General features: G+C 71.3%; 18 protein-coding genes. 8 read left to right on the top strand and 10 right to left on the bottom strand.

Annotation, left to right across the window (positions count from 1 at the left end; translation table 11 throughout):
* Positions 1-124: 124 nt before the first annotated feature.
* From ACGFYH_RS29685 to ACGFYH_RS29710, 6 genes are all read left to right on the top strand, one after another.
* Positions 125-772, top strand: coding sequence for an alpha/beta hydrolase (locus ACGFYH_RS29685; RefSeq protein ID WP_393806253.1), 648 nt, complete (start codon positions 125-127; stop codon positions 770-772).
* Positions 769-1062, top strand: a complete 294-nt coding sequence (locus tag ACGFYH_RS29690) for a hypothetical protein (protein ID WP_393806254.1) — start codon at positions 769-771, stop codon at positions 1060-1062. The genes ACGFYH_RS29685 and ACGFYH_RS29690 overlap by 4 nt, the downstream gene beginning before the upstream one ends.
* Before the next feature lie 334 nt (positions 1063-1396).
* Entirely contained in the window at positions 1397-2266 is an 870-nt protein-coding gene (locus ACGFYH_RS29695) for a class I SAM-dependent methyltransferase (RefSeq protein WP_393806255.1), read from the top strand.
* 1379 nt (positions 2267-3645) lie between these two features.
* Positions 3646-4971 carry a PhoH family protein gene (locus tag ACGFYH_RS29700; RefSeq protein ID WP_393806256.1) on the top strand — a complete coding sequence of 442 codons (1326 nt, stop codon included), beginning with the start codon at positions 3646-3648 and terminating at the stop codon, positions 4969-4971.
* Between the two features lie 482 nt (positions 4972-5453).
* Positions 5454-6149, top strand: a complete 696-nt coding sequence (locus tag ACGFYH_RS29705; protein WP_393806257.1) for a transglycosylase SLT domain-containing protein — start codon at positions 5454-5456, stop codon at positions 6147-6149.
* Between the two features lie 159 nt (positions 6150-6308).
* A complete protein-coding gene (locus ACGFYH_RS29710) occupies positions 6309-7712 on the top strand; it encodes an AI-2E family transporter (protein WP_393806258.1) in 1404 nt (467 codons plus the stop codon).
* 143 nt (positions 7713-7855) lie between these two features.
* Here the strand turns inward: ACGFYH_RS29710 and ACGFYH_RS29715 are convergent, their stop codons facing one another.
* A complete protein-coding gene (locus ACGFYH_RS29715) occupies positions 7856-8392 on the bottom strand; it encodes an alkyl hydroperoxide reductase (RefSeq protein ID WP_393806259.1) in 537 nt (178 codons plus the stop codon).
* A gap of 6 nt (positions 8393-8398) precedes the next feature.
* Positions 8399-8953, bottom strand: a complete 555-nt coding sequence (locus tag ACGFYH_RS29720; RefSeq protein WP_393806260.1) for a peroxiredoxin — start codon at positions 8951-8953, stop codon at positions 8399-8401.
* A 138-nt stretch (positions 8954-9091) separates the two neighbouring features.
* Between ACGFYH_RS29720 and ACGFYH_RS29725 the strand changes: the two genes are divergently transcribed.
* Complete coding sequence (locus ACGFYH_RS29725) at positions 9092-10030, top strand: hydrogen peroxide-inducible genes activator (protein WP_393806261.1); 939 nt, start codon at positions 9092-9094, stop codon at positions 10028-10030.
* A gap of 161 nt (positions 10031-10191) precedes the next feature.
* Here ACGFYH_RS29725 and ACGFYH_RS29730 read toward each other — a convergent pair whose 3' ends face one another.
* From ACGFYH_RS29730 to ACGFYH_RS29750, 5 genes are all read right to left on the bottom strand, one after another.
* A complete protein-coding gene (locus ACGFYH_RS29730) occupies positions 10192-12531 on the bottom strand; it encodes an ABC transporter permease (RefSeq protein ID WP_393806262.1) in 2340 nt (779 codons plus the stop codon).
* Positions 12528-13217, bottom strand: a complete 690-nt coding sequence (locus ACGFYH_RS29735) for an ABC transporter ATP-binding protein (RefSeq protein ID WP_393806263.1) — start codon at positions 13215-13217, stop codon at positions 12528-12530. Before ACGFYH_RS29735 ends, ACGFYH_RS29730 begins: the two co-directional genes overlap by 4 nt.
* Positions 13214-13738: a PadR family transcriptional regulator gene (locus tag ACGFYH_RS29740; protein WP_393806264.1), complete on the bottom strand. Its 525-nt coding sequence runs from the start codon at positions 13736-13738 to the stop codon at positions 13214-13216. Before ACGFYH_RS29740 ends, ACGFYH_RS29735 begins: the two co-directional genes overlap by 4 nt.
* A 210-nt stretch (positions 13739-13948) precedes the next feature.
* The gene (locus ACGFYH_RS29745) at positions 13949-14224 is read right to left on the bottom strand and encodes a hypothetical protein (protein WP_393806265.1); all 276 of its coding nucleotides are present in this window, start codon (positions 14222-14224) and stop codon (positions 13949-13951) included.
* Complete coding sequence (locus ACGFYH_RS29750) at positions 14221-15159, bottom strand: SPFH domain-containing protein (RefSeq protein ID WP_393806266.1); 939 nt, start codon at positions 15157-15159, stop codon at positions 14221-14223. Before ACGFYH_RS29750 ends, ACGFYH_RS29745 begins: the two co-directional genes overlap by 4 nt.
* Positions 15160-15450: 291 nt before the next feature.
* Between ACGFYH_RS29750 and ACGFYH_RS29755 the strand changes: the two genes are divergently transcribed.
* Positions 15451-17763: a transglycosylase domain-containing protein gene (locus ACGFYH_RS29755; protein WP_393806267.1), complete on the top strand. Its 2313-nt coding sequence runs from the start codon at positions 15451-15453 to the stop codon at positions 17761-17763.
* A 69-nt stretch (positions 17764-17832) separates the two neighbouring features.
* Here ACGFYH_RS29755 and ACGFYH_RS29760 read toward each other — a convergent pair whose 3' ends face one another.
* The 3 genes from ACGFYH_RS29760 to ACGFYH_RS29770 form a co-directional block, all read right to left on the bottom strand.
* Positions 17833-19962, bottom strand: a complete 2130-nt coding sequence (locus ACGFYH_RS29760; protein WP_393806268.1) for a SpoIIE family protein phosphatase — start codon at positions 19960-19962, stop codon at positions 17833-17835.
* 282 nt (positions 19963-20244) lie between these two features.
* Positions 20245-20949: a DUF402 domain-containing protein gene (locus ACGFYH_RS29765; protein WP_393806269.1), complete on the bottom strand. Its 705-nt coding sequence runs from the start codon at positions 20947-20949 to the stop codon at positions 20245-20247.
* A gap of 76 nt (positions 20950-21025) precedes the next feature.
* Complete coding sequence (locus tag ACGFYH_RS29770) at positions 21026-22411, bottom strand: class II fumarate hydratase (protein WP_393806270.1); 1386 nt, start codon at positions 22409-22411, stop codon at positions 21026-21028.
* Positions 22412-22627 lie beyond the last annotated feature (216 nt).

Raw genomic sequence — 22627 nt, forward strand, 5'->3', positions numbered from 1 at the left:
GCCGTGAGAAATCCGAGACGAATACGGCGCCACCGAGCCTCAAGCGGACGTGGGAATTCATTCAGACCTGAGCGGCCGCGACACCACGACGCATGAACAGAGATCCCTTGAAGGAGTGTCCGCCATGGTTGAGCGCATCGACGTACGCATTCCCCTGCCCGACGGCATCGAACTGGCCGCCTGGCTGTTCCTTCCCGAGAACACCGAGAAGCCGTTGCCCGCCATCACCATGGCCCACGGTTTCGGCGGCACCCGCCATCACAGCATCGAGCACACAGCCCGCCGCTTCAGCGAGGCCGGCTACGCGGTTCTCCTCCACGACCATCGCAACTTCGGCGACAGCGGCGGCACACCCCGCCAGGACATCGACCCCTACCAGCAGATCGCGGACTGGCGATGGGCGATCACCTACCTCGGCACACGCGGGGAAATCGACGAACAGCGTATCGGCGTCTGGGGATTCAGCTACGCCGGTGGTCACGCCCTGGTCCTCGGGGCCACCGACCGCCGCATCAAAGCCGTCTACTCCCAGGCCCCCACCGTCAGCGGCTACGAGACCGGACTGCGCCGCGTCCCGCCCCACGAGGTACGCGCCCTGGAAGAGCGCTTCCACCAGGACGAACGCGACCAGTTGGCCGGCAAGCCGCCCGTCTACGTACCCTTCGTCGACACCGACACGAGCCATGCCCCCCCCCGGCGGCCTACCCACAGAAGGGCGCGGCCGACTTCTACCTGCACCGGGCACCAGACGACACGTGGACGAACGAGGTGACCCTTCAGTCCAGCCGTCGCGCTCGCGCCTACGAACCCGGTCAGTGGATCTCCCGCATCGCCCCCACCCCCCTGCTGATGCTCGTAGCCAAGGAGGACGACGTCGCCCCCGCTGATATTGCCCTCGACGGCTTCAACCGCGCTCACGAACCGAAGAAGCTCGTCCTCACGGACGGCAACCATTTCCTGTCCTACATTCAGCAGTCCGAATTGTCTTCCACGGTCGCGATCGACTGGTTCGACACCCACCTCAGGACCGCCGAGAAGAACGATGCCCGCCCCGGCCGGTGAGCCCGCCCCGCTGCGTCCAGCCTCGGCACGGACACTCGGATACCACTCGATATACTCACTCACCTGAGGAGTGCCTCTCCCCGTGCGGCTGACAGAACCCTGGATGAATCACATCGTTGCAGCCCAGGGGCACTATTCGCTTATTCGGTCAAGGCATGGACGAGCGCGCTGACGAAGGCGCGAGGCTAGTGGCGTCCCAGGGGTGTCCCGAGGTGGTCTGCAAGCGGCATGGGGGCCCTCCAGCCAATGTCCGTTCAGCCGCGACCAGTCCGCGACCAGCTACCTGCTCAGCTCCAGTCCGGCCTCCGTCGCCTCTTCACCGATCGGATCCACCATGGCGCAGCCGCACCCTCTCCGCCGCCCTCTCCGCCGCCCCCGCCCCCGCCCCCGCCCCCGTCCCCGTTCCTTCGACGACCTCGTGGCTGAGGGGGCCTCCGTCCCCACCGAGGGATGGGACTTCTCGTGGTTCGAGGGCCGGGCCACCGAGGCCCGGCCGTCCTGGGGGTACGCGCTGTCCATGGCGGGGCGGCTGGCCGGGGCCACCGCCGTGCTCGACGTGCAGACCGGGGGAGGGGAGGTGCTGGAGTTCGCCCTCGAAGCCGCCGGCCCGCAGCGGCCCCCGCTCGTCGTCGCCACCGAGGGCTGGGCGCCCAATGTCGCCAAGGCCACCCGGCTGCTGCGCCCGCGCGGCGTCCCGGTGGTCGACTCGGCCGACGACGCGCCCCTCCCTTTCGCGGACGGCGCCTTCGACCTGGTCGTGAGCCGGCACCCCGTCGAGCCCCACTGGGCCGAGGTCGCCCGTGTACTGGCGCCCGGCGGCACGTACTTCGCCCAGCACGTCGGTCCCGTCAGCGTCTTCGAGCTCATCGAGTACTTCCTCGGGCCGCTGCCGGAAGCCAGTCACCGCCACCGCCGTCCCGAGCGCGAGCGTGCCGATGCCGAGGCAGCCGGACTGGAGGTGGTCGACCTGCGGGCGGAGCGGCTGCGGATGGAGTCCCTCGACGTCGGCGCCGTCGTCCACTTCCTGCGCAAGGTCGTATGGACGGTCCCCGGGTTCACCGTCGAGGCGTACCGCGACCGGCTGCGTGACCTGCACGAACGCATCCAGTCCGACGGCCCTTTCGTCGCGTACAGCTCCCGTCATCTCTTCGACGTGCGCAAGCCGCGTTCCGGGGCGGGTGCCGAGGCATCCTCCGGGACGTAGGACGTCGCGCGCGTCCCGAGAAGGCGTCGCGACTCCTCGGGACGCCGGTACCTCCGCACACGTACCCACCGAGCGGGAGCGGGGGAGAGGGCGGGGAGGGGGAGCGGAAGGCGAAGCGGGCGGTCATACGGCGCGCCGTACGTCTGTACGTCTGTACGGGCACACCGTCGGCTCGCAGCCCGACCCACAGCTCGGCCGCCGGCGGCGGTACCCGGGCGTGGACGCCGAGCAGCACGGCGGCCACGTCGGTGGCGGGGGTGCCCGTCCGGGCGGAACTGGCCGGGAAGCGTCGTTCGAGGGGCCGTGCGCTCTCCGCCGTCCGAGTGATGCCCGCCGTCTTCGTCGGGAGCTGACGTCAGGGGAGTGAGGGAACGGGATGCGTCCTGCCGCGCGGCGTCGGCTTCTGAGTGCCGAGTGGTGCCTCTTTCGGGTGAAAGCGGTCTACCCTCGCAAATGTTGGCCGCTCCGGAGGCAAGACACGGAATCACCCGTCGATTCTCACAGGGTTTCCACATCGTTATTCACCGTTGCCCATCTCGGGTAGAAGCCATGCCGCCGGGTCACGTAAGTTCACTGCCAGGCGATTCGCGTGAGCAAAGCTGCGCGCGTGGCACCGCGCAGTGGAGGGGGCTGCGCGGTGCCTGGTCAAGCGGGCGTAGGCCGACGGCGTCACCCGGATGGGGGAAGCGGTTCTCGTTCCGCGGTGGCCGGCCGACGTCTCGGGCAGGGCCCGGCGGGGCCCGGCCAGGGCTCAGGCTCGCACCTTCCGTCACTCCACTCACCCGCAGGCCGACCACTCGGCCGGGGGTGCACCGCGATTTCGCCATGATTCAGGGCGGAATGAGGGCTTCCGTAGTCATCCGGGCGTTGCCGGACGACTTCGGAGAGTAGTTGTGGCACGCCGATGCGCGCAGTATCACTTACAAAGGGTTATGGTGGAACCCCCCCCTCGGGCCGGTCCGTCTCCCCCCCCTACGGACCGGCCCGTTTTTTGTGCCCTCGTTCGGGCGCCCCCGTTCGGGCGCCCCCCGCACCGCGGCCTCCCGGCGATGCGGCCGTGCGGTACGCGCGTAACGAGGAGTTCACCGGTGCGCCGTCCTGTGTCGTGGCATGGCGGCGCTCGTTCGAGGGCATAAGCCAAGCAGGCCGACGCCCGAACCACGGGTGTCGGATCTCAGCGGACGGCTCGGAGCCGTCCGCCCGGGAGGCCCTTTGCACCAGCCCCACCGTGCGGTCACGGCACGGATGACGCGGCGGAGGGCCGGTTCACGGCCCGCGCCAGTGCAGGGCGGCCCTCGACCGGCCGGCTCGTTCCCGCCCTCCCGGCCCAGCGTCCACTCCGTCGCTCCCCGACCTCTTCCGAGGGGGTACGTCCTTCCGTGGTGACCAGCACAAAGCGCCACAAGCCCGATAGGCGCACCTATGTTCTCGACACCAGCGTCCTGCTGGCCGACCCGAACGCCCTGAGCCGCTTCGACGAGCACGAGGTCGTGCTCCCCATCGTCGTGGTGACGGAGTTGGAGGCCAAACGGCACCATCCCGAACTCGGCTACTTCGCCCGGCAGGCCCTGCGTCTGCTCGACGAGTTCCGGGTGCGGCACGGTCGCCTCGACGCCCCCATCCCGATCGGGGACCTCGGCGGCACCGTCCGTGTCGAGCTCAACCACTCGGACCCCAGCGTGCTGCCCAGCGGCTACCGCCTGGGGGACAACGACTCCCGCATCCTCGCGGTCGCCCGCAATCTGCAGGCGGAGGGATTCGACGTCACCGTCGTCTCGAAGGATCTCCCGCTCAGGATCAAGGCGTCCTCCGTCGGCCTGCTCGCCGAGGAGTACCGCGCCGAGCTGGCCATCACGGACGCGTCCGGCTGGACCGGCATGTCCGAACTCACCCTGCCGGGTGAGCAGGTGGACGTGCTCTTCGAGGAGGGCCGGGTCCACGTCCCCGAGGCCGCCGACCTGCCCGTGCACACCGGCCTGACCATCCAGTCGGAGCGCGGCAAGGCACTCGGCCGGGTCGCGCCCGACGGCGACGTCCGGCTGGTGCGCGGCGACCGGGAGGCGTTCGGCGTCAAGGGCCGCAGCGCCGAGCAGCGGATCGCGCTCGACCTGCTCCTCGACCCGGACGTCGGCATCGTGTCGATGGGCGGCCGGGCCGGCACCGGCAAGTCGGCGCTCGCGCTGTGCGCCGGCCTGGAGGCGGTCCTGGAGCGCCGGCAGCACCAGAAGGTGATGGTCTTCCGGCCGCTGTACGCGGTGGGCGGGCAGGAGCTCGGCTATCTGCCCGGCTCCGAGGCCGAGAAGATGAGTCCCTGGGCGCAGGCGGTCTTCGACACGCTGTCGGCCGTCACCAGCCGGGAGGTCATCGAGGAGGTCACCGCGCGCGGGATGCTGGAGGTGCTGCCGCTCACCCACATCCGGGGGCGCTCGCTGCACGACGCGTTCGTGATCGTGGACGAGGCGCAGTCGCTCGAGCGGAACGTCCTGCTGACCGTGCTGTCCCGGATCGGGGCCAACTCGCGGGTCGTACTCACCCACGACGTGGCACAGCGGGACAATCTGCGGGTCGGCCGGTACGACGGAGTCGTCGCCGTCGTCGAGAAGCTGAAGGGGCACCCGCTCTTCGCGCACGTCACCCTGACGCGCTCCGAGAGGTCCCAGATCGCGGCGCTCGTGACCGAAATGCTGGAGGAGGGTCACGTCTGAGCCGTTCGGGGGGTCTGGGGTGACTCGGACCCCTCTGACGCGGCCGATGCAACTACCTCGTCCGAGAAGTCCGGCCCGGTAGGGGCCGGTTACCCGACAGTCGGCGCCGTCCGGAAAGGCCAAGAGCCTAGCCGGGCGGCGCCTCGATGTGTGCGGATTTCCGTGAATCCCCTGGGTCAAACGGGATGTGAGCTTTCACACGCAACACGGAATTGCCTCACCCCGCGGGGTTACGGCAGAGTCTCACTCCTGTCAGGCCCCGCATACGACACACCTGTACCCCCAGCGGTACGGCACCACAGAAGCACCAGTCCAACTCCATAGCCGAGTCGTATGCCGCCCGAGCACCACGCGGCGCTCCCCGCAGGGGAGTTGTCCACCGGGTCCGTGCCTCCCGTGACCCGTAGTTGGGGAGGCCAGCGCCAGGGGCACGATTGCGTCCGCGAGGGTCACCGAAGCGGGCGATGCTGGAAGGAAACCGTGTGAGCCGGATCTCGGTCCGGGGATTCGCAGTGGCCTCGGCCACCGCGGTCACCGCTGTCGGAAGCGTCGTCGGAGTTGCCTCGGGCAGCGTCGCGCAGAACAACGACGCGGAGGCGACGGCAGCCGGCACCACGCTGCTCGCCGACATCCCCATGGGTGAGCAGGCGCAGGTGCAGACCGCGTCCCTGACACAGCAGGCCGACGTGCAGGCCATCGCCGCGGACGCGAGCGCGAAGAAGGACGCCGAGGCGGCGGCCCGCAAGGCAGCCGCCGAGACCGCCGTGGCCAAGCAGGAGAAGGCCAGGAAGGCGGCCGAGGAGGCCAAGGAGCGCGAGGCGGAGAAGGAAGCCGCCAGCCGTGACGCCAAGCGCGAGTCCGCCAGCTTCGCCGTCCAGAGTTCCTACAGCACCAGCCAGATCCAGGCGATGGCCCGCCAGATGGTGCCGAGCGGCCAGTTCCAGTGCTTCAGCAACATCGTGAACCACGAGTCCAGCTGGAACTACCAGGCCGTGAACGCCTCCTCCGGTGCCTACGGGCTCTTCCAGGCACTCCCCGCGGGCAAGTACGCCTCCGCGGGCGCCGACTGGCGGACCAACCCGGCCACCCAGATCAAGTGGGGCCTCAGCTACATGGACAACCGCTACGGCAGCCCGTGCGAAGCATGGGGCTTCTGGCAGGCCAACCACTGGTACTGAGCCCGCCGTCCGCCCGGCGCGGCCCGGCGCGGTCCACGCTCAACCTCGCGCAGCCCCTCACCGTCCTACGGTGGGGGGCTTTCGCGCTCCCGCCCTGTACGGTCGGAGCGGAACGCTCCGGGGGGAGTGGTGGGGAAGGACGGGGGAAGAGGACGGATCATGTCGCGAGTGCCAGGGTGGCTCGGTCGGCTCGGCGCCGGACTGACGCAGATGAGTGAGCGGTTGGACCAGCGCCGTGAGGCGGCGCGGCGGAACGACGCCGACGACGGACCGGCATCGGCCGCCGACCCCGTGACACAGTCCTTGGAGGACGCGGCCTACGACTACGCCGCCGGGCACCACGCCATCGTGGTCCGCGACCGCCCCGATCCGGCGCAGGCCGTGCCCTGGGGAGTACGGGTCGCCGCGGAGGCCGGTTGGCGGCTGCTGGTGCTCGCGGGCACCGTGTGGGTGCTGATGCGGATCATCAGCGCCGTTCAGCTGGTGGTGCTGGCGTTCGTGGCCGCGCTGCTGATCACGGCGCTGCTCCAGCCGGCCGTGGCCTGGCTGCGCCGGCACGGGGTGCCGCGGGGGCCGGCCACCGCCCTGACCGCGATCCTCGGCTTCGTGATCATGGGCTTGATCGGCTGGTTCGTCACCTGGCAGGTGATGGAGAACATCGACAACCTCTCGGACCAGGTCCAGGACGGCATCGACGAGCTGCGCATCTGGCTGCTGAACAGCCCCTTCCACGTCACCGACAAGCAGATCAACGAGATCGCCGAGAGCCTGCGCGACGCGGTCGGCGCCAACACCGACCAGATCACGTCGGCCGGACTCGAGGGCGTCACGGTCGTCGTCGAGGCGCTCACCGGCATCCTGCTGGCCGCCTTCTCGACGCTCTTCCTGCTCTACGACGGCAAGCGCATCTGGCAGTGGTCGCTGAGGCTGGTTCCGGCCGCCGCACGACCGGGCGTGGCCGGGGCCGGCCCGCGCGCGTGGCGGACGCTGACCGCCTATGTCCGCGGCACGGTGATCGTCGCCCTGATCGACGCCATCTTCATCGGCCTCGGCATCTACTTCCTGGACGTGCCGATGGCCGTCCCGCTGGCCGTGTTCATCTTCCTGTTCGCCTTCGTCCCGCTCGTCGGCGCGGTGGTGTCCGGGGCCCTCGCGGTCGTGGTGGCGCTGGTGACGCAGGGGATGTTCGCGGCGGTCATGACCCTCGCCGTGGTGCTGGTGGTGCAGCAGATCGAGGGCCACATCCTGCAGCCCTTCATCCTCGGACGCGCGGTGCGGGTCCATCCGCTGGCGGTGGTGCTGTCGGTGGCCGCCGGCGGCATGGTGGCCGGCATCGGCGGCGCCGTGGTCGCCGTCCCGCTGGTGGCGGTGACCAACACCGTCGTGGGGTATCTGCGGGCGTACGCCCGCGAGGCCGCCCTGCGCCAAGCCCCCAAGCCGCACAGTGCCACCTCGACGGACGCCTCCCCGGCGGTCGACCCGGAGCCCGGGCCCCCGGAGCACAGGCCCCCGGAGCCCAGGCCCCCGGAGGCCGACCCGTCGTCGGAGGCCTCCCCGGCGTAGCGGCCGTCGGACCCGGCGTAGCGACCGTCCGACGCCTCCCGGCGCGACGACGCGGCGGTTGCTCCCGGCCCGCGACGTGCACGGGCCCCGCCCACCTTTCGGTGAGCGGGGCCCGTGCCGTGTGTGTGCCGCGCGGAGCGGGACTACTCGGCGGCCAGGACCGCCTCGGCGTCCAGCGTGACGCCGACGGCCTCGACCACGGCGGCGATCTTGAACGCCTCCTGGATCGTCTCGCGGTCCACACCGGCCTTACGGAGCACCTGCTCGTGCGAGTCCAGGCACATGCCGCAGCCGTTGATGGCGGACACCGCGAAGGACCACAGCTCGAAGTCGGCCTTGTCGACGCCCGGGTTGCCGATGACGTTCATCCGCAGACCCGCGCGCAGGGTGCCGTACTCGTGGTCCGACAGCAGGTGCCGGGTGCGGTAGAAGACGTTGTTCATCGCCATGACGGCGGCGGCCGACTTGGCGGCCGAGTACGCCTCGGGCGTGAGGTTGGCCTTCGCCTCCGGCTCCAGTTCACGCAGGACGATGGGGGAGCGCGAGGCGATGGCGGTCGCCAGCACGGTGCCCCACAGCTGCTGCGCCGGGAGGTCGGAGTTGCCGATGACCGAGCCCAGGTTGAGCTTCAGGTCCTTGGCGTAGTCGGGTACGGCGGACTTCAGGGAGTCGAGGGACATGCCGGCTCACTCCCCGGCCAGCAGTGCGACCGGGTCGAGCGTCTCGTCGCCCTTGCTCCAGTTGCACGGGCAGAGCTCGTCGGTCTGCAGGGCGTCGAGGACCCGCAGGACCTCCTTGGGGTTACGGCCGACCGAGCCCGCGGTCACCATGGTGAACTGGATCTCGTTGTTCTGGTCCACGATGAACACGGCGCGCTTGGCGAAGCCGTCCTCGCCCTCGATGCCGAGGTCGCGCATCAGCTCGTGCTTCGAGTCGGCCATCATCGGGAACGGCAGGTCGGTCAGGTCCGGGTGGTCCTTGCGCCAGGCGTGGTGCACGAACTCGGAGTCGCCGGAGAAGCCGAGCACCTGGGCGTCACGGTCGGCGAACTCGTCGTTCAGCTTGCCGAAGGCGGCGATCTCGGTCGGGCACACGAAGGTGAAGTCCTTGGGCCACGCGAAAACGACCTTCCACTGACCCTCGTAGGTCTTGTGGTTGATCTGCTGGAACTCCTCGCCCTTCTCCAGCGAGACGCAGGCGGTCAGGTCGAACTCGGGGAACTTGTCACCGACAGTGAGCACGCGCTCTCCAAAAATGCAGCGAGGAAACACCCCGGTTCGCGAGTGTTTCCCATGGGTTGGACGCTGATGATGTTGGCACAGAGTGCATTGATTAGTGAAATAGCTACACTCGGTCAAGTTGATCGGAGGTGGCTATTAGTGACAGGTAAGAAGAGGCAGCCCAGCCTCGCCCAGCTGCGGGCTTTCGACGCGGTCGCCGAGCACCTGCATTTCCGCGACGCCGCCGCCGCGATCGGTATGAGCCAGCCGGCGCTCTCGGGCGCCGTTTCCGCCCTTGAGGAGGCACTGGGTGTCACCCTCCTGGAGCGCACGACGCGCAAGGTGCTGCTCTCGCCGGCCGGTGAACGGCTCGCGGTGCGGACCAAGGCGGTACTGGCGGAGGTCGGCGCACTGCTGGAGGAGGCGGAGGCGGTACGGGCGCCCTTCACCGGCGCGCTGCGGCTCGGCGTCATCCCGACCGTGGCGCCGTACCTGCTGCCGACGGTGCTGCGGCTGGTGCACGACCGCTACCCGGACCTCGACCTCCAGGTCCACGAGGAGCAGACCGCGAGTCTCCTGGACGGTCTCACCACCGGCCGTCTCGACCTGCTGCTGCTGGCGGTCCCGCTCGGTGTCCCCGGCGTCACCGAACTCCCCCTCTTCGACGAGGACTTCGTACTGGTCACGCCGCTCGACCACCGGCTCGGCGGCCAGGAGGGCATCGAGCGGTCGGTGCTGCGCGAGCTGAAACTGCTGCTGCTCGACGAGGGTCACTGCCTGCGGGACCAGGCGCTCGACATCTGCCGGGAGGCGGGCCGCGCCGGTGTCCCGGCGACGACGACGGCCGCCGGTCTGTCGACGCTGGTGCAGCTGGTGGCCGGCGGCCTGGGGGTGACGCTGCTGCCGCGCACCGCCGTCCGCGTGGAGACCTCGCGCTCCAGCCGGCTCCTCACCGCGTCCTTCGCCCACCCGGCGCCCACCCGTCGCGTCGCCCTCGCCATGCGCACGGGCGCGGCCCGCTCGGCGGAGTACGGGGAACTGGCGGCGGCCCTGCGGGAGGCGATGGCGGACCTGCCGGTACGGACGGTGCACGGCTGAGCGACCGCCCGACGGTGCACGGCGGAGCGACCGCCCGACGGCGCTCGGGCTGAGCGACCGCCCGACGGCGCACGGGCTGAGCGACCGCCCGACGGCGCACGGCTGAGCGACCGCCCAGCCGTGCGGTCGCTCAGCGGTCGCCCAGCCGCGGAGCGGACGGGCTACTCCGTGCGCAGGCCCTCCGGCCGCATCAGCCGCAGCAGCGGAGGCAGACTGCACAGCGTCACCGCCAGGACGACCGCCGCGCCGATGCCGGTCATGGCCAGGACTCCGGTCCAGTCGACGTGGACCGGGGTGTTCGTCATCTTCAGGAGCACCGTGCCCAGGGTCAGGCCCACCACCGAGGCCAGCACCAGGCCCAGCACGATGGGAATCGCCGTCTGCCACAGCACCGACAGGCTCAGCGTGCGGCGCCGGGTGCCGAAGGCGACCAGGGCCGACAGCAGCTTCTTCCGTTCGCGCAGCTGCTCCAGCTGCGACACCAGCAGACTGGCACCGATCAGCGCCAGCACACACGCCGCCCCCACGAACAGGCCGGTGCGGATGGCGTCGAACCGGCCGGTGCGCTCCGTTTCCGCCCACGTCACGGTGTCCGCCAGCGGGTCGACGGCCGCCGCGGTGTTCCGTACCAGGTCGTGCACGTCCGCCACCGACTCGTCGAGCTTGAGGTAGGCGTGTCCGGTCAGGGCGGGCGCGAGCGTGTCCGGCATCGCCTCGGGCGTGATCAGGAAACCGCCCCGGTCGGTTCCGGCCAGCAGACCGCGACGCGGCTTCGCCGCCTTGACCTCCCGCGGCACCGTCCAGGGGATCTCCCGGCTCTTCGGAGCTCCCTCGTAGGACGGGTCCACGTACAGCTTCCGGCCCGGCACCGCCAGCTTCGCCATGTCCTCCCCGGTGTCCCACTCGGCACCGTGAACGGCGAACACGTCCCCGTCGTCGCAGGAGGGCAGGTCGGCGATCTCCCGCAGCGACGCGCACTCGCCCACGGTCACCGTCGTGCCGTGGCCCGGGTTCAGCGCGCGTTCGCCGAGGTAGCCCTCGGAGTAGGCGTAGACCGCCTTCACCCCCTCGGTGTCGCGGAACTCGTCGGCCGCAGGGCCCAGCGGGACCTCGCTCGGCAGGGTCGCCTCCATCTGCGCCAGCGACACGTCCTGCCCGGTGGACCTGGTGTAGTCGTCGTCCACGCCGACGAACAGCATCTGCAGCGCGATCGCCCCGGCGACGGCGACGGCGATGCCGTTGACCATCCGGGCCGCCGTGCCGCTGCTCATCTGCAGCCTGCGTACGGCCAGTTGCCAGGCCACGCCGCCCGAGCCGAGCCGGGCCACGACGGTCTCCACGATCCACGGGAGCAGCGCGGTCACGCCGATCAGGAGCAGCACGACGCCGCCGGTCACCAGGTACTGGTTGAAGTCGCCGTTCTCACGCCCGTTGCCGGTCATCGGGTAGAGCATGGCGAGTCCGGCCAGCGGCAGCAGCAGCCGCCACCACAGCCGGCGCCGGGCCGGCCGGCCCGCGCGGACCACGCCGAGCGGTTCGATGACCACTCCGCGCAGCGCGAACAGCGTCACCAGCACCGCTGCCGCCGGCACGGCCACCGCGACCAGCAGGGCCAGCAGCGGCGAGGGGTCGAGGTAGCTCGGGAACACGCTGATGTGGAACACCTCGGCCGTGCCCGCGAGCTGCCGCCCGACCATGAAGAACCCGGCGCCGAAGACCAGCCCGAGCACCGCGCCCGCCAGGGCCTCACCGGCGGCGATCCTCCGGGTCATGCGACTGTCGGAGCCCACCAGCCGCAGCGCCGCGAGCCGCCGGTCCCGCCGCTCGCCGCCGAACCGCACGGCGGCGGCGATGAAGACCGCGACCGGCATCAGCAGCACCACGAAGACGACGAGGATCAGCAGGAGCAGGACCGGGTCGGACCGTTCGGGGGCGGCGCTCGCACCGAAGCGGTCGACACGGGCGATCCTGCCGCCGGTGATGTGCGGTGCGAGGCCGTCGGCGCCCCGGTAGAAGGCGAGTTCGGCCGAGCCGATCAGACCGCTCTCCCCGATGGTGCCGACGATCCGGTCCGGCAGCCGCTCGCGCAGGACCGCACCGGAGTCCGACTCCAGCAGGTCCTTCAGCGCGGGGGAGACCACCATCTCGCCGACCGCCGGGAACTCGTCCACCCCCGGCGGCAGCGGCGCCCGCGGCCCCTCGGGCTCCAGGGCCCGGCCCCGGATGCTGTCGTCACGGAAGTCCGAACCGACGTTGGCGACCACGAGGGTGTCGTCGGCCTTCGCCGGCTGCTCGGGGGAGTAGGTGATGTCGGTGCGGGCCGCCTCCCGGCCGTGCCGGACGCTGAGCGCGTTCGGCAGCGCCGTCGTCAGCAGCAGCAGCGCCACGCCGAGGCCGACGCCGACGGCCGTCAGTACGGCCCGGGTCCAGCCCTCGCGGCCACCGGTGAAGGCGAAGCGGACGCCCATCATCAGGTCGGCGGCCCACTGGCGCACGCTCATACGACCCGCTCCATGTCCCGGGACTTGCCGTCCCGTACGACGACCTCGCGGTCGGAGTAGGCGGCCACCCGTGCCTCGTGCGTGACCAGGACGACGGCCGCGTTGGTGGAGCGGGCGGCGTCGGTGAGGAGTTCCATGACGCGCTCTCCGTTGAGGGAGTCCAGGGCGCCGGTCGGCTCGTCCGCGAAGAGCACCCGCGGACTGGTGACCAGCGAGCGCGCCACCGCGACCCGCTGTCCCTGACCGCCGGATACCTCGCCGGGCCGCTTCTTCCTGAGGTCGTCGACCTCCAGCCGCTCCATCCAGGTCAGCGCGGCCCGCTCGGCCTCCTTTCGGGAGGTGCCGTTCAGACGCATCGGAAGGGCGACGTTCTCGACACAGGTCAGTTCGGGCACCAGCTGCCCGAACTGGAACACGAACCCGAAGTCCGAGCGGCGCAGCGCACTGCGCCGGGCGTCGGACATGGCGGACAGCTCATGCCCGTTGTACGTGATCGTCCCCGAGTCGGGGGTGACGATGCCGGCGAGGCAGTGCAGCAGCGTCGACTTGCCGGACCCGGAGGGGCCCATGACGGCGACGACCTCGCCGGGGTGGATGGAGAACTCGGCGCCGTCGAGGGCGGCAGTGGGGCCGTAGGCCTTGCGGAGCTGCTCGGCCGAGAGCAGCGAACCTGCGGGAGGAGTCATCGGGTTACCGCCTCACGGAGCTTGTCGAGGCGCGCGGCGGTCAGTTCCAGCCAGCGCAGGTCGGCCTCGAGGTGGAAGAGGGCGTGGTCGCAGATGAGCTGGTCCGCGAGGTCGCCCTTGCGCTTGCGGTCGGTGAGGATGCGCATGCTGCGCAGGTGCTCCGAACGCTGGGTGTCGAGGATGTCGGCGGCGTCGCGCTGGGTGAGCAGTGCGAGGACGACCTTGGTGTACAGCGTCGACTGGAGATACGGCTCGGGTTTCTCCGGCGTGGCGAGCCACCGCTGTACGTCGGTGATCCCCTCGGCGGTGATCGCGTACCGCTTGCGCTCGGGGCCGCCGCCCGCCTCGATGCCGTCGACCACGACGAGGCCGTTCTTCAGCAGGCGGGACATCGTCGAGTAGACCTGGCCGTAGTGCAACGGACGGTCGTGACCGAACTTCTCGTCGAAGGCGCGCTTGAGGTCGTAACCGTGGCGCGGCCCGGACTCCAGGAGCCCCAGGAGGGTGTGACCGATGGACATGCGGAGCACTCTACACACGGTGTATACGCGGTATGTATACGCGGTGTGCGCAGACCATGGCGGCGCGTACGGCGCCGCAGGTCGGGGCCGGTTGTCACGGTTCCGCTACGGCGGAAGCCGCGCCCCCGCGAGGGCGAGGGCGCGGCCCGTCCGCGCTGCGAAGGTGGCGGGCCCTGCGGCCGTGGCAGGGGCGCGGCCCGACCCGCTTCGCTACGACGGTGGCGCGGTCCCCGGGCCGCTCCTCGGCGGACGGCCCCGGCGCGGCAGCGGCCCGGCGTCCCCGGGCAGCCGGCCGGCCTCCGCGAGTGCCCTGCGGAGCAGGAACTCGATCTGGGCGTTGGCCGAGCGCAGCTCGTCGCCCGCCCAGCGGGCCAGTGCCTCGTACACCTGGGGGTCCAGCCGCAGCAGCACCTGCTTGCGCTGCTGCGGCCGGCGCTTGGGATCAGGGCCCTCCAGAGGCGCGGAATCCCCGGGCGGGGTCGTCACTGGTAGAGCGTCCCCGTGTTCAGGACCGGCTGGGCGGCGCGGTCCCCGCAGAGCACGACCATCAGGTTGGACACCATCGCCGCCTTGCGCTCGTCGTCCAGTTCCACGATGCCCCGCTCGCTGATCCTGACGAGTGCCGCCTCGACCATGCCGACCGCGCCGTCCACGATCTGCCGCCGCGCCGCGACCACCGCGCCCGCCTGCTGCCGCTGGAGCATCGCCGAGGCGATCTCCGGCGCGTACGCGAGGTGCGTGAAGCGGGACTCGATGATCTGCACGCCGGCCGCCTCCACGCGCGCGTGCAGCTCCACGGCGAGCTTCTCGGTGATCTCCTCGGCGTTGCCGCGCAGGGAGAGACCGTCCTCCTCGTGGGCGTCGTAGGGGTACTCGATGGCGATGTGCCGCACGGCCGCCTCGGTCTGGGTGGAGACGAACTCGACGTAGTCGTCCACCTCGAAGGTGGCCTGCGCGGTGTCCTCCACCCGCCACACCACGACGGCGGCCAGCTCGATCGGGTTGCCGTAGGCGTCGTTCACCTTCAGGACGGCCGTCTCGTGGTTGCGCACCCGCGTCGAGATCTTGGTGCGCGAGGTGAAGGGGTTCACCCAGCGCAGGCCGTCCTGCCGGATCGTCCCCCGGTACCGCCCGAAGAGCTGCACCACCCGGGCCTCGCCCGGCGCGACCATGTTCAGTCCGCACATCGCGAGGAAGGCGGCCAGGGCGGTCAGGATCCCCCCGATGATCAGTACGGCCTTGCCGCCGGTCGAGGCGACGGCCGTGGCGGTGGCGATCAGACCCGCGCCGACGAGCAGTCCGACCAGGCCGAGCAGCAGCGCGAAGCCGCCCCCGATGCTGTGTGCCTGGTTCTCGCGCACCCGTGGCGCCGGCATCTCGGGCACGTCCGCGGTGACCTGCGGGGCATCGTGCGTGGACATGGGTGGTCCCCCGTTCTCGCGGGGCGCGCTCGCGCGCCCCGACGGCTGTCTCCGGAGCATATCTCCGGACTAGCTAAGTGTTATCACTTTACTCGCGGACGGCAACCCTGCCCCCCTCTCGTACGTCGGTTCCTACGGAGTGGGTGCTGATTCTCACGTCCGTACAAGGCCGGATCAGTAGCCGTTTGTCACACCTCCCGGTGTTAGCTTTCTGAGCTGACCTGAGCGACGAACCTGTGACGCGTGAGCGAGACGTGCCCACAGATGACCGAAGCGGAGCGGATCGGACCCATGGGACGAGCGGAAGAGAGAAAAGCGCGACAGCGCGGTGGACGCCGCGCGGCGCCGAAACGCCGCCGTTCGTCGGACGCGGGCGGGAAGAGCGGCATACGCCGGCTGTTCACCTGGAAGAAGATCCTCGGCACCTTCTTCGGTCTCTGCCTGCTCGGCATGGGCGCCTTCATCGTGCTGTACATGGTGATCGACATCCCCGAGGGCAACCCCGAAGCCGAACTGCAGAGCAACGTCTACAAGTACGGCGACGGCAGCATCATGGCCCGCACCGGTGAGCGCAACCGTGAGATCGTCGACCTCGCCAAGATTCCCAAGGACGTCCAGCGCACCTTCGTCGCCGCCGAGAACAAGACCTTCTACAAGGACGCCGGCGTCGACCTCAAGGGCACCGCGCGCGGTGTACTCAACACCCTCTCCGGCAAGGGCGCGCAGGGCGGTTCGACGATCACCCAGCAGTACGTCAAGAACTACTACCTGACCCAGGACCAGACGGTCTCGCGCAAGCTGAAGGAACTGGTCATCTCCCTGAAGCTGGACCGGGAGAAGTCCAAGGACTACATCCTCGCCGGGTACATCAACACCAGCTACTACGGCCGCGGCGCCTACGGCATCCAGGCCGCCGCGCAGGCCTACTACCGCGTCGACGCCGAGGACCTGACGGTCGAACAGGGCGCCTACCTCTCCGCACTGCTCCAGGCGCCGAACCAGTACGACTGGGCGATCGCCAGCGAGACCGGCAAGAAGCTCGTCCAGGAACGCTGGAACTACGTCCTGGACAACATGGTCGAGCAGGAGTGGCTGGACGCGACCGACCGGCGGGGCATGAAGTTCCCGACGCCCAAGGAGCCCAAGGCCGCCCTCGGGATGGAGGGCCAGACCGGGTACCTGGTGGACGCGGCCAACCACTCGCTCAAGAAGCAGCTCGTCGCCCAGGGCGCCGCCGAGGACATGGAGCAGGCCAAGGCCCTGGTGGACCTCGGCGGCTACACCGTCACCCTCAACGTCGACAAGAAGAAGCAGGCCGCGCTGGAGAAGGCGGTCAAGGCCAAGCTCACCAGCAAGCTGGACCCCGGCGAGCGCGAGGTCGACGCCGATGTCCAGGCCGGAGCCGTCTCGGTCGACCCGGAGACGGGCTCCGTGGTGGCGATGTACGGCGGCGTGAACTACCTGAAGCACTTCACCAGCAACGCCACCCGTGACGACTACCAGCCCGCCTCCACCTTCAAGCCGGTGATCCTCGCCGCCGCCGTCGACCAGGACGCCGAGACCCAGGACGGCGTGCCGATCACGGCCGGCACCCTCTACGACGGCGACAGCGAGCGCCCCGTGGTGGACGACGGGAAGAAGGTCGGCTTCGCCCCGCCGAACGAGAACGACACGGACTACGGCGAGATCGACGTCCAGGAGGCGATGAACCAGTCGGTCAACTCCGTCTTCGCGCAGATGGGCGTCGACGTCGGCATGACCGAGGTCATGAAGGTCGCCTCCGACCTCGGCATGGACACCGAGGGAGACGACCCCGTGCCCGCGCAGACCCTGGGCAGTATGGGCGCCAGCCCCATGGAGATGGCCGGCGTCTACGCCACCCTCGACCATCACGGCAAGAAGGTCACCCCGGCGATCGTGAAGTCGGTCGAGCACAAGGACCGCACGATCGAGATGCCCGACCCCGTCGGCGAGCAGGTCATCAGCCGGGAGGCCGCCGACACGGTCACCTCCGTGCTCACCGGCGTGGTCGACGACGGCACGGCCAGGAAGTCCGTGCGGGACAACCCGCTGCGCGACGGGCAGCAGGTGGCCGGCAAGACCGGTACCTCCGACAACAACAAGTCCGCCTGGTTCACCGGCTTCACCCCCGGCCTGGTCACCTCGGTCGGCCTGTTCGGCGAGGACGACAAGCCGCCGCACAAGCAGGTCCCGATGTACAAGGCGGCCGGCGTCGACTACCGCGTCAACGGCGGCGGCCCCCCGGCGGAGATCTGGGCCGCGTACACCTTCGGCGTCATGGACGAGGTCACCGAGTTCGACCTGGACACCAAGCAGGGTGCCGCGGTGAAGCCCAGCAAGTCGCCGTCCGCCCCCCAGTCGCCGACCGAGTCGCCGACGCGGGAGGAGACCACCGAGGCACCGCCCTCCGACGAGCCGACGACCGAGGCGCCCCCGTCGAACGAGCCGACGACCGAGGAGCCGACGACCGAGGCGCCGACCCGGTCGCCGTCGAACAGCCCCTCCACCGAACCGCCCACGGGCGACGACGGGTCCACCGAGCCGGACGCCCCGCTCCTCCCCGACGGGGACCGGCTCCAGTAGCCGCCCCAGCGGCCGCGGGCACGCGCGAGGGGGCGCCCGGTACACACCGGGCGCCCCCTCGCGTACGTCTCAGCCCCGGTTCAGCTCGAACCAGACCACCTTGCCGGTGCTCAGCCGCGTCGCGCCCCAGCGCCGGGCCAGCCGGTTCACCAGGTAGAGGCCGCGCCCGCCCTCGTCCGTGGCGCGCGCCTGCCGCAGCCGTGGCAGCTGCGGCACGTCGTCGCCGACCTCGCAGCGCAGTACGTCCGTGCGCAGCAGACGCAGGGTGACCGGCTTGGAGGCGTACCGCACCGCGTTGGTCACGACCTCGCTGACCAGCAGCTCCACGGAGTCCGTGAGGTCCTCCATGCCCCAGCGGGCGAGCGCGCGCCGCGCCAGGCGACGGGCACGGCCGGGAGCCGCGTCCTCGGGCTCCAGGAACCAGTACGCCACGTCGCTGGGCGCGATGCCGTCGAAGCGGGCGGCGAGCAGCGCGATGTCGTCGTCCCGGTCGCCGGGGCCGAGCATGTCCAGCACCTCGTCGCACAGGGCTTCGAGGGGCGGCGGATGGTCCGGGCCGGTGAGCTGCGCGGTGGCCGCGAGGCGCTCCCGCAGCTGCTCTATGCCGGTCCACACGTCGCGCAGCCGGGACTCGACCAGCCCGTCCGTGTAGAGGAGCAGGGTCGCGCCGGCCGGGGCGTCCAGCTCCACGGCCTCGAAGTCCACGCCGCCCACACCGATCGGGGCGCCGGCCGGCACCCGCAGCACCTCGGCATGGCCGCCCAGGTGCAGCAGGACGGGCGGCGGGTGCCCGGCGTTGGCGATGGTGATGCGGTGCGAGACCGGGTCGTACACCGCGTACAGGCAGGTCGCCATGCGGTCGCTGCCCAGGCGCTGGGCCTGCTCGTCGAGGTGGTGCAGCACCTCCTGCGGCGGCAGATCGAGCCCGGCCAGGGTCTGCGCGGTGGTCCGCAGCTGGCCCATGATGGCCGCCGACGTCATGGAGTGGCCCATGACGTCGCCGACGACCAGCGCGACCCGGCTGCCGGGCAGCGGGATGGCGTCGTACCAGTCGCCGCCGACCCGTGCCGTCTCGGCGGCCGGGAGGTAGCGGGAGGCCAGCCGTACGCCGGTGCAGCGCGGCAGGTTCTCCGGGAGCATGGTGCGCTGCAGCTCGTCGGCGATGTACGCCTCACGCCCGTACAGCACCGCCTTGTCGATGCCGAGGGCGCTGTGCGTGGCCAGTTGGGCGGCCACCAGCAGGTCGTCGGTCTCGAAGGCGACGCGCTCCGGGCCGCGCAGGAACAGGGCGGCACCGATCACCCGGCGTCGGCCGCGCAGTGGAGCGAGGACCGCCCGGCGGCCGTCGGGTACCGCGAACTCGCGCTCCTCGCCGAGCAGTTCCGGAAGGGCGGCGCGGGCGGCCGGGGTGTCCGTGAAGACCGGGCGCACCCCGCGCAGCACCTCGGCGAGCGCGCTGCCCGGCCGTACCTCGCACAGCTCGGAGCCGACCGACTCCAGCTCGGAGGGCTCGGGCTGGGCGGCGGGCGTGAAACCGCTCTCGGTGTCCCGCTCGGCCGGTATCCGGTCGGTGCGCCGCAGCCGCAGGACCAGGGGGCCGGTGGGCCGCTCGTCGCCGACCGGCAGCGGCTCGCGCAGGTAGACGAGGATCGCGTCGGCGAACGTCGGCACGGTGGCCCGGCACAGCCCCATCACGATCTCGTCCAGGTCCATGCCCCGGGCGATCCGCCGGGTCGCGGCCCCCACGAACCGCAGCCGGTCCCCGTCCCGCCGCATGGGTGTCGGCTGCCCGGGCGTCGTGGGCTGCCCCGTACGCCGGTCCGGTTCCGACGGCGCGCCACGGCGGTCCGCGGTGCCGGCGGTCGTCTCGGGCCCCGGCTGCGCCAGGCCCGACGACGCTCCGCCGGGCTGCGCGCCGCCCGGCTGGACCGGGACGCCCTCGGACGCGGGCCGCGGGCGGTGCGTGTCGGGCTCGGCGGCCTGCCCGGCGCCGGGCTGGGAGTGCTCGAAGGCCCCGGGGGCGTCCGCGCCCGCGGCGGGCGGCGTCTCCCCGGTACGCCCCTGTGCCGGTAACGCGGACCCGGAGGCGCGTGGCGGCACGGGGGTACGCAGGAGCGGCCCGTGGGGATCCGCGGGGTCGGCGCCCGTCGAGGGGCGGTCGAAGGAGGTCGGGTGCTCCGTCACGCGTGTCGAATCCATCCGTCCGGGACTGCGCGCGGCGCGTGCAGTTCGTCCCGCAGAAATCCCGATACCCGCAATACGTGCCCAGGGAACGGGATTCCCGCGTGGTCAGGGGCTGTTCCTGTGTCACCGGCTGGCCGTCTGCGGCCCGTCTCCGTGTTGCCCTCGTACCCCTCGCTCACGTCCTGCCGCCCCTCGGTGACGATCGGTCAAGCACAGCGCACGCTCCGCCGGTTGCCGCTGCCGCACTCCTTGCGGAGGACGATCCTACGTTTCCTGCCCGGGGGCACATCAAGGGTCTCACGAGGACACGTGCGCGGGCGTGCGGTCCCAGTCCCCCGGCAGCGACGGTACCGCCCACGACGGATCGGGTCGCCAGTCCTCCCAGCCGTCGGCGAACGGCGACCCCCAGGCACGGATCTCCGCGACCGCGGCACGGCCCGCCGCGCGCACCCGCCCGGCCTGCCCGGCGTCCATCAGCCGGTCCCGCTGGGCCTGCGCGAACTCGTCCTCGTCCCGCCAGTGCCAGGTGCGGTCCGGGTGGACGGAGATGTCCAGGAAATGGTCCTCGGAATCCACCCCGCCCTCCCAACGGATCAGCGGCTCCTCCAGGTTCACGTACCAGTTCTTGAAGCGCCAGCCCGGGTCCCAGAACAGCCACACCGACCAGGCCTCGCCGGGCCGCGCCAGCTTCAGCACCCCCGTGCCGAACCACCGGTCGCGCTGCACGGTGCGCGGCTTGGTGTAACGCGAGGCCAGCGGTTCCAGGTGCACGGGCGTACCGTCGGCGAGGACCGGCTTCACACACTCGGTGCCGGGCGCCAGCCACACGGCGAGCAGGTCGGCGTCGTCCCGTACCACGGTGACGGGACGCGCGATGTGGAGGTGCGGACCGCCGTTCTCCCGGTACCGCCACAGGATGTGACTCCCGGGCGCCCAGAACTCCACCCGGGCCGCCGGCCCGCCCGCCTCCGTCGCCGCGCTCACCGCTTCACCGTCTGCCATGGAGAGATATTAGGTGTCCTGACCACACGACGCGCCGATGATCGCGGCAGTGTGCGCCGGCGTGCGCCGGGCCCCCTCACGGACGGGTCATCCGCAGCACGTCGAGCGCCTCGTCCAACTGCTCGTCCGTGAGGTCGCCGCGTTCGACGTACCCGCTCTCCAGCACCACCCGACGGATCGTCTTCCGCTCGGCCAGCGCCTTCTTGGCGACCTTGGCGGCCTCCTCGTACCCGATGTACTTGTTCAGCGGTGTGACGACGGACGGGGACGACTCGGCGTACTCGCGGGCCCGCTCCCGGTGCGCGACGATCCCGTCCACCGTCCGGTCGGCGAGCAGCCGGGAGACGTTGGCCAGCAGCCGCACCGACTCCAGCACGTTCTTGGCGATGACCGGCAGCATGACGTTCAGCTCGAAGTTGCCGGCCGCTCCGGCGGCGGCGACGGTCGCGTCGTTGCCGGTGACCTGCGTGGCGACCATGAGGACGGCCTCGGGGATCACCGGGTTGACCTTGCCGGGCATGATGGACGACCCGGGCTGGAGATCGGGGAGCGAGATCTCCGCGAGCCCGGTGCGCGGTCCGGACGCCATCCACCGCAGGTCGTTCGCGATCTTCGTCAGCCCGACGCCGATGGTCCGCAGCTGCCCGCTCGTCTCGACGACGCCGTCCCGGGCGCCCTGCGCCTCGAAGTGGTCGCGCGCCTCGGTCAGCGGCAGCCCGGTCGCGCGGGCCACCTCCTCGATGACGGCGGCGGCGAAGCCGGGCGGGGTGTTGATGCCGGTGCCCACGGCGGTCCCGCCCAGCGGCAGCTCCGCGAGGCGCGGGAGGGACGCCTCCAGCCGCTCGACGCCGTACCGCACCTGGGCCGCGTACCCGCCGAACTCCTGGCCCAGGGTGACGGGCGTGGCGTCCATGAGGTGCGTGCGCCCGGACTTCACCACGTCGGCGAACTCCTCCGCCTTGCGCTCCAGCGCCCCGGCGAGGTGGTCGAGGGCCGGAATCAGGTCCCGGGTGACGGCGGCGGTGGCGGCGATGTGGAGCGAGGACGGGAAGACGTCGTTGGACGACTGGGAGGCGTTGACGTGGTCGTTGGGATGCACGTCCCGGCCGAGCCGCTCACCGGCCAGGGTGGCGATCACCTCGTTGGTGTTCATGTTGGACGAGGTCCCCGACCCCGTCTGGAACACGTCCACGGGGAAGTGCTCGTCCCACTTCCCCGCGGCGACCTCACCGGCCGCCTCCTGGATCGCGGCGGCGACGTCCTTGTCCAGAACTCCCAGTTCGGCGTTGACCTTGGCCGCCGCGCCCTTGATCCGCGCGAGCGCCTCGATGTGCGCGCGCTCGATCCGCTGCCCGGAGACGGGGAAGTTCTCCACCGCGCGCTGCGTCTGCGCGCGCCACTTGGCGTGGGCGGGGACGCGGACCTCGCCCATGGAGTCGTGCTCGATGCGGTATTCACTCATACCGGGTACAGCGTGCGGGGCGGGGCGGATGTTCCGGGGCCGGGCCGAACGGGTGTCGGGTCACGGCGTGGCTCGGAGGCGGCTTGCGGGCGGGGGGGGCCCCCGGGGGGGGGGCCCCCCCCGGGGGGGGGGGGCCCCCCCGCGCGCCGGGGGGGGGGGGGGGCCGGGGGGGGGCGACCAGCGCCGGCGGAGCGGGGGGGGAAGGGGGCCCCCCCG

The organism is Streptomyces sp. NPDC048392 (assembly GCF_043200575.1).
GTDB lineage: Bacteria > Actinomycetota > Actinomycetes > Streptomycetales > Streptomycetaceae > Streptomyces.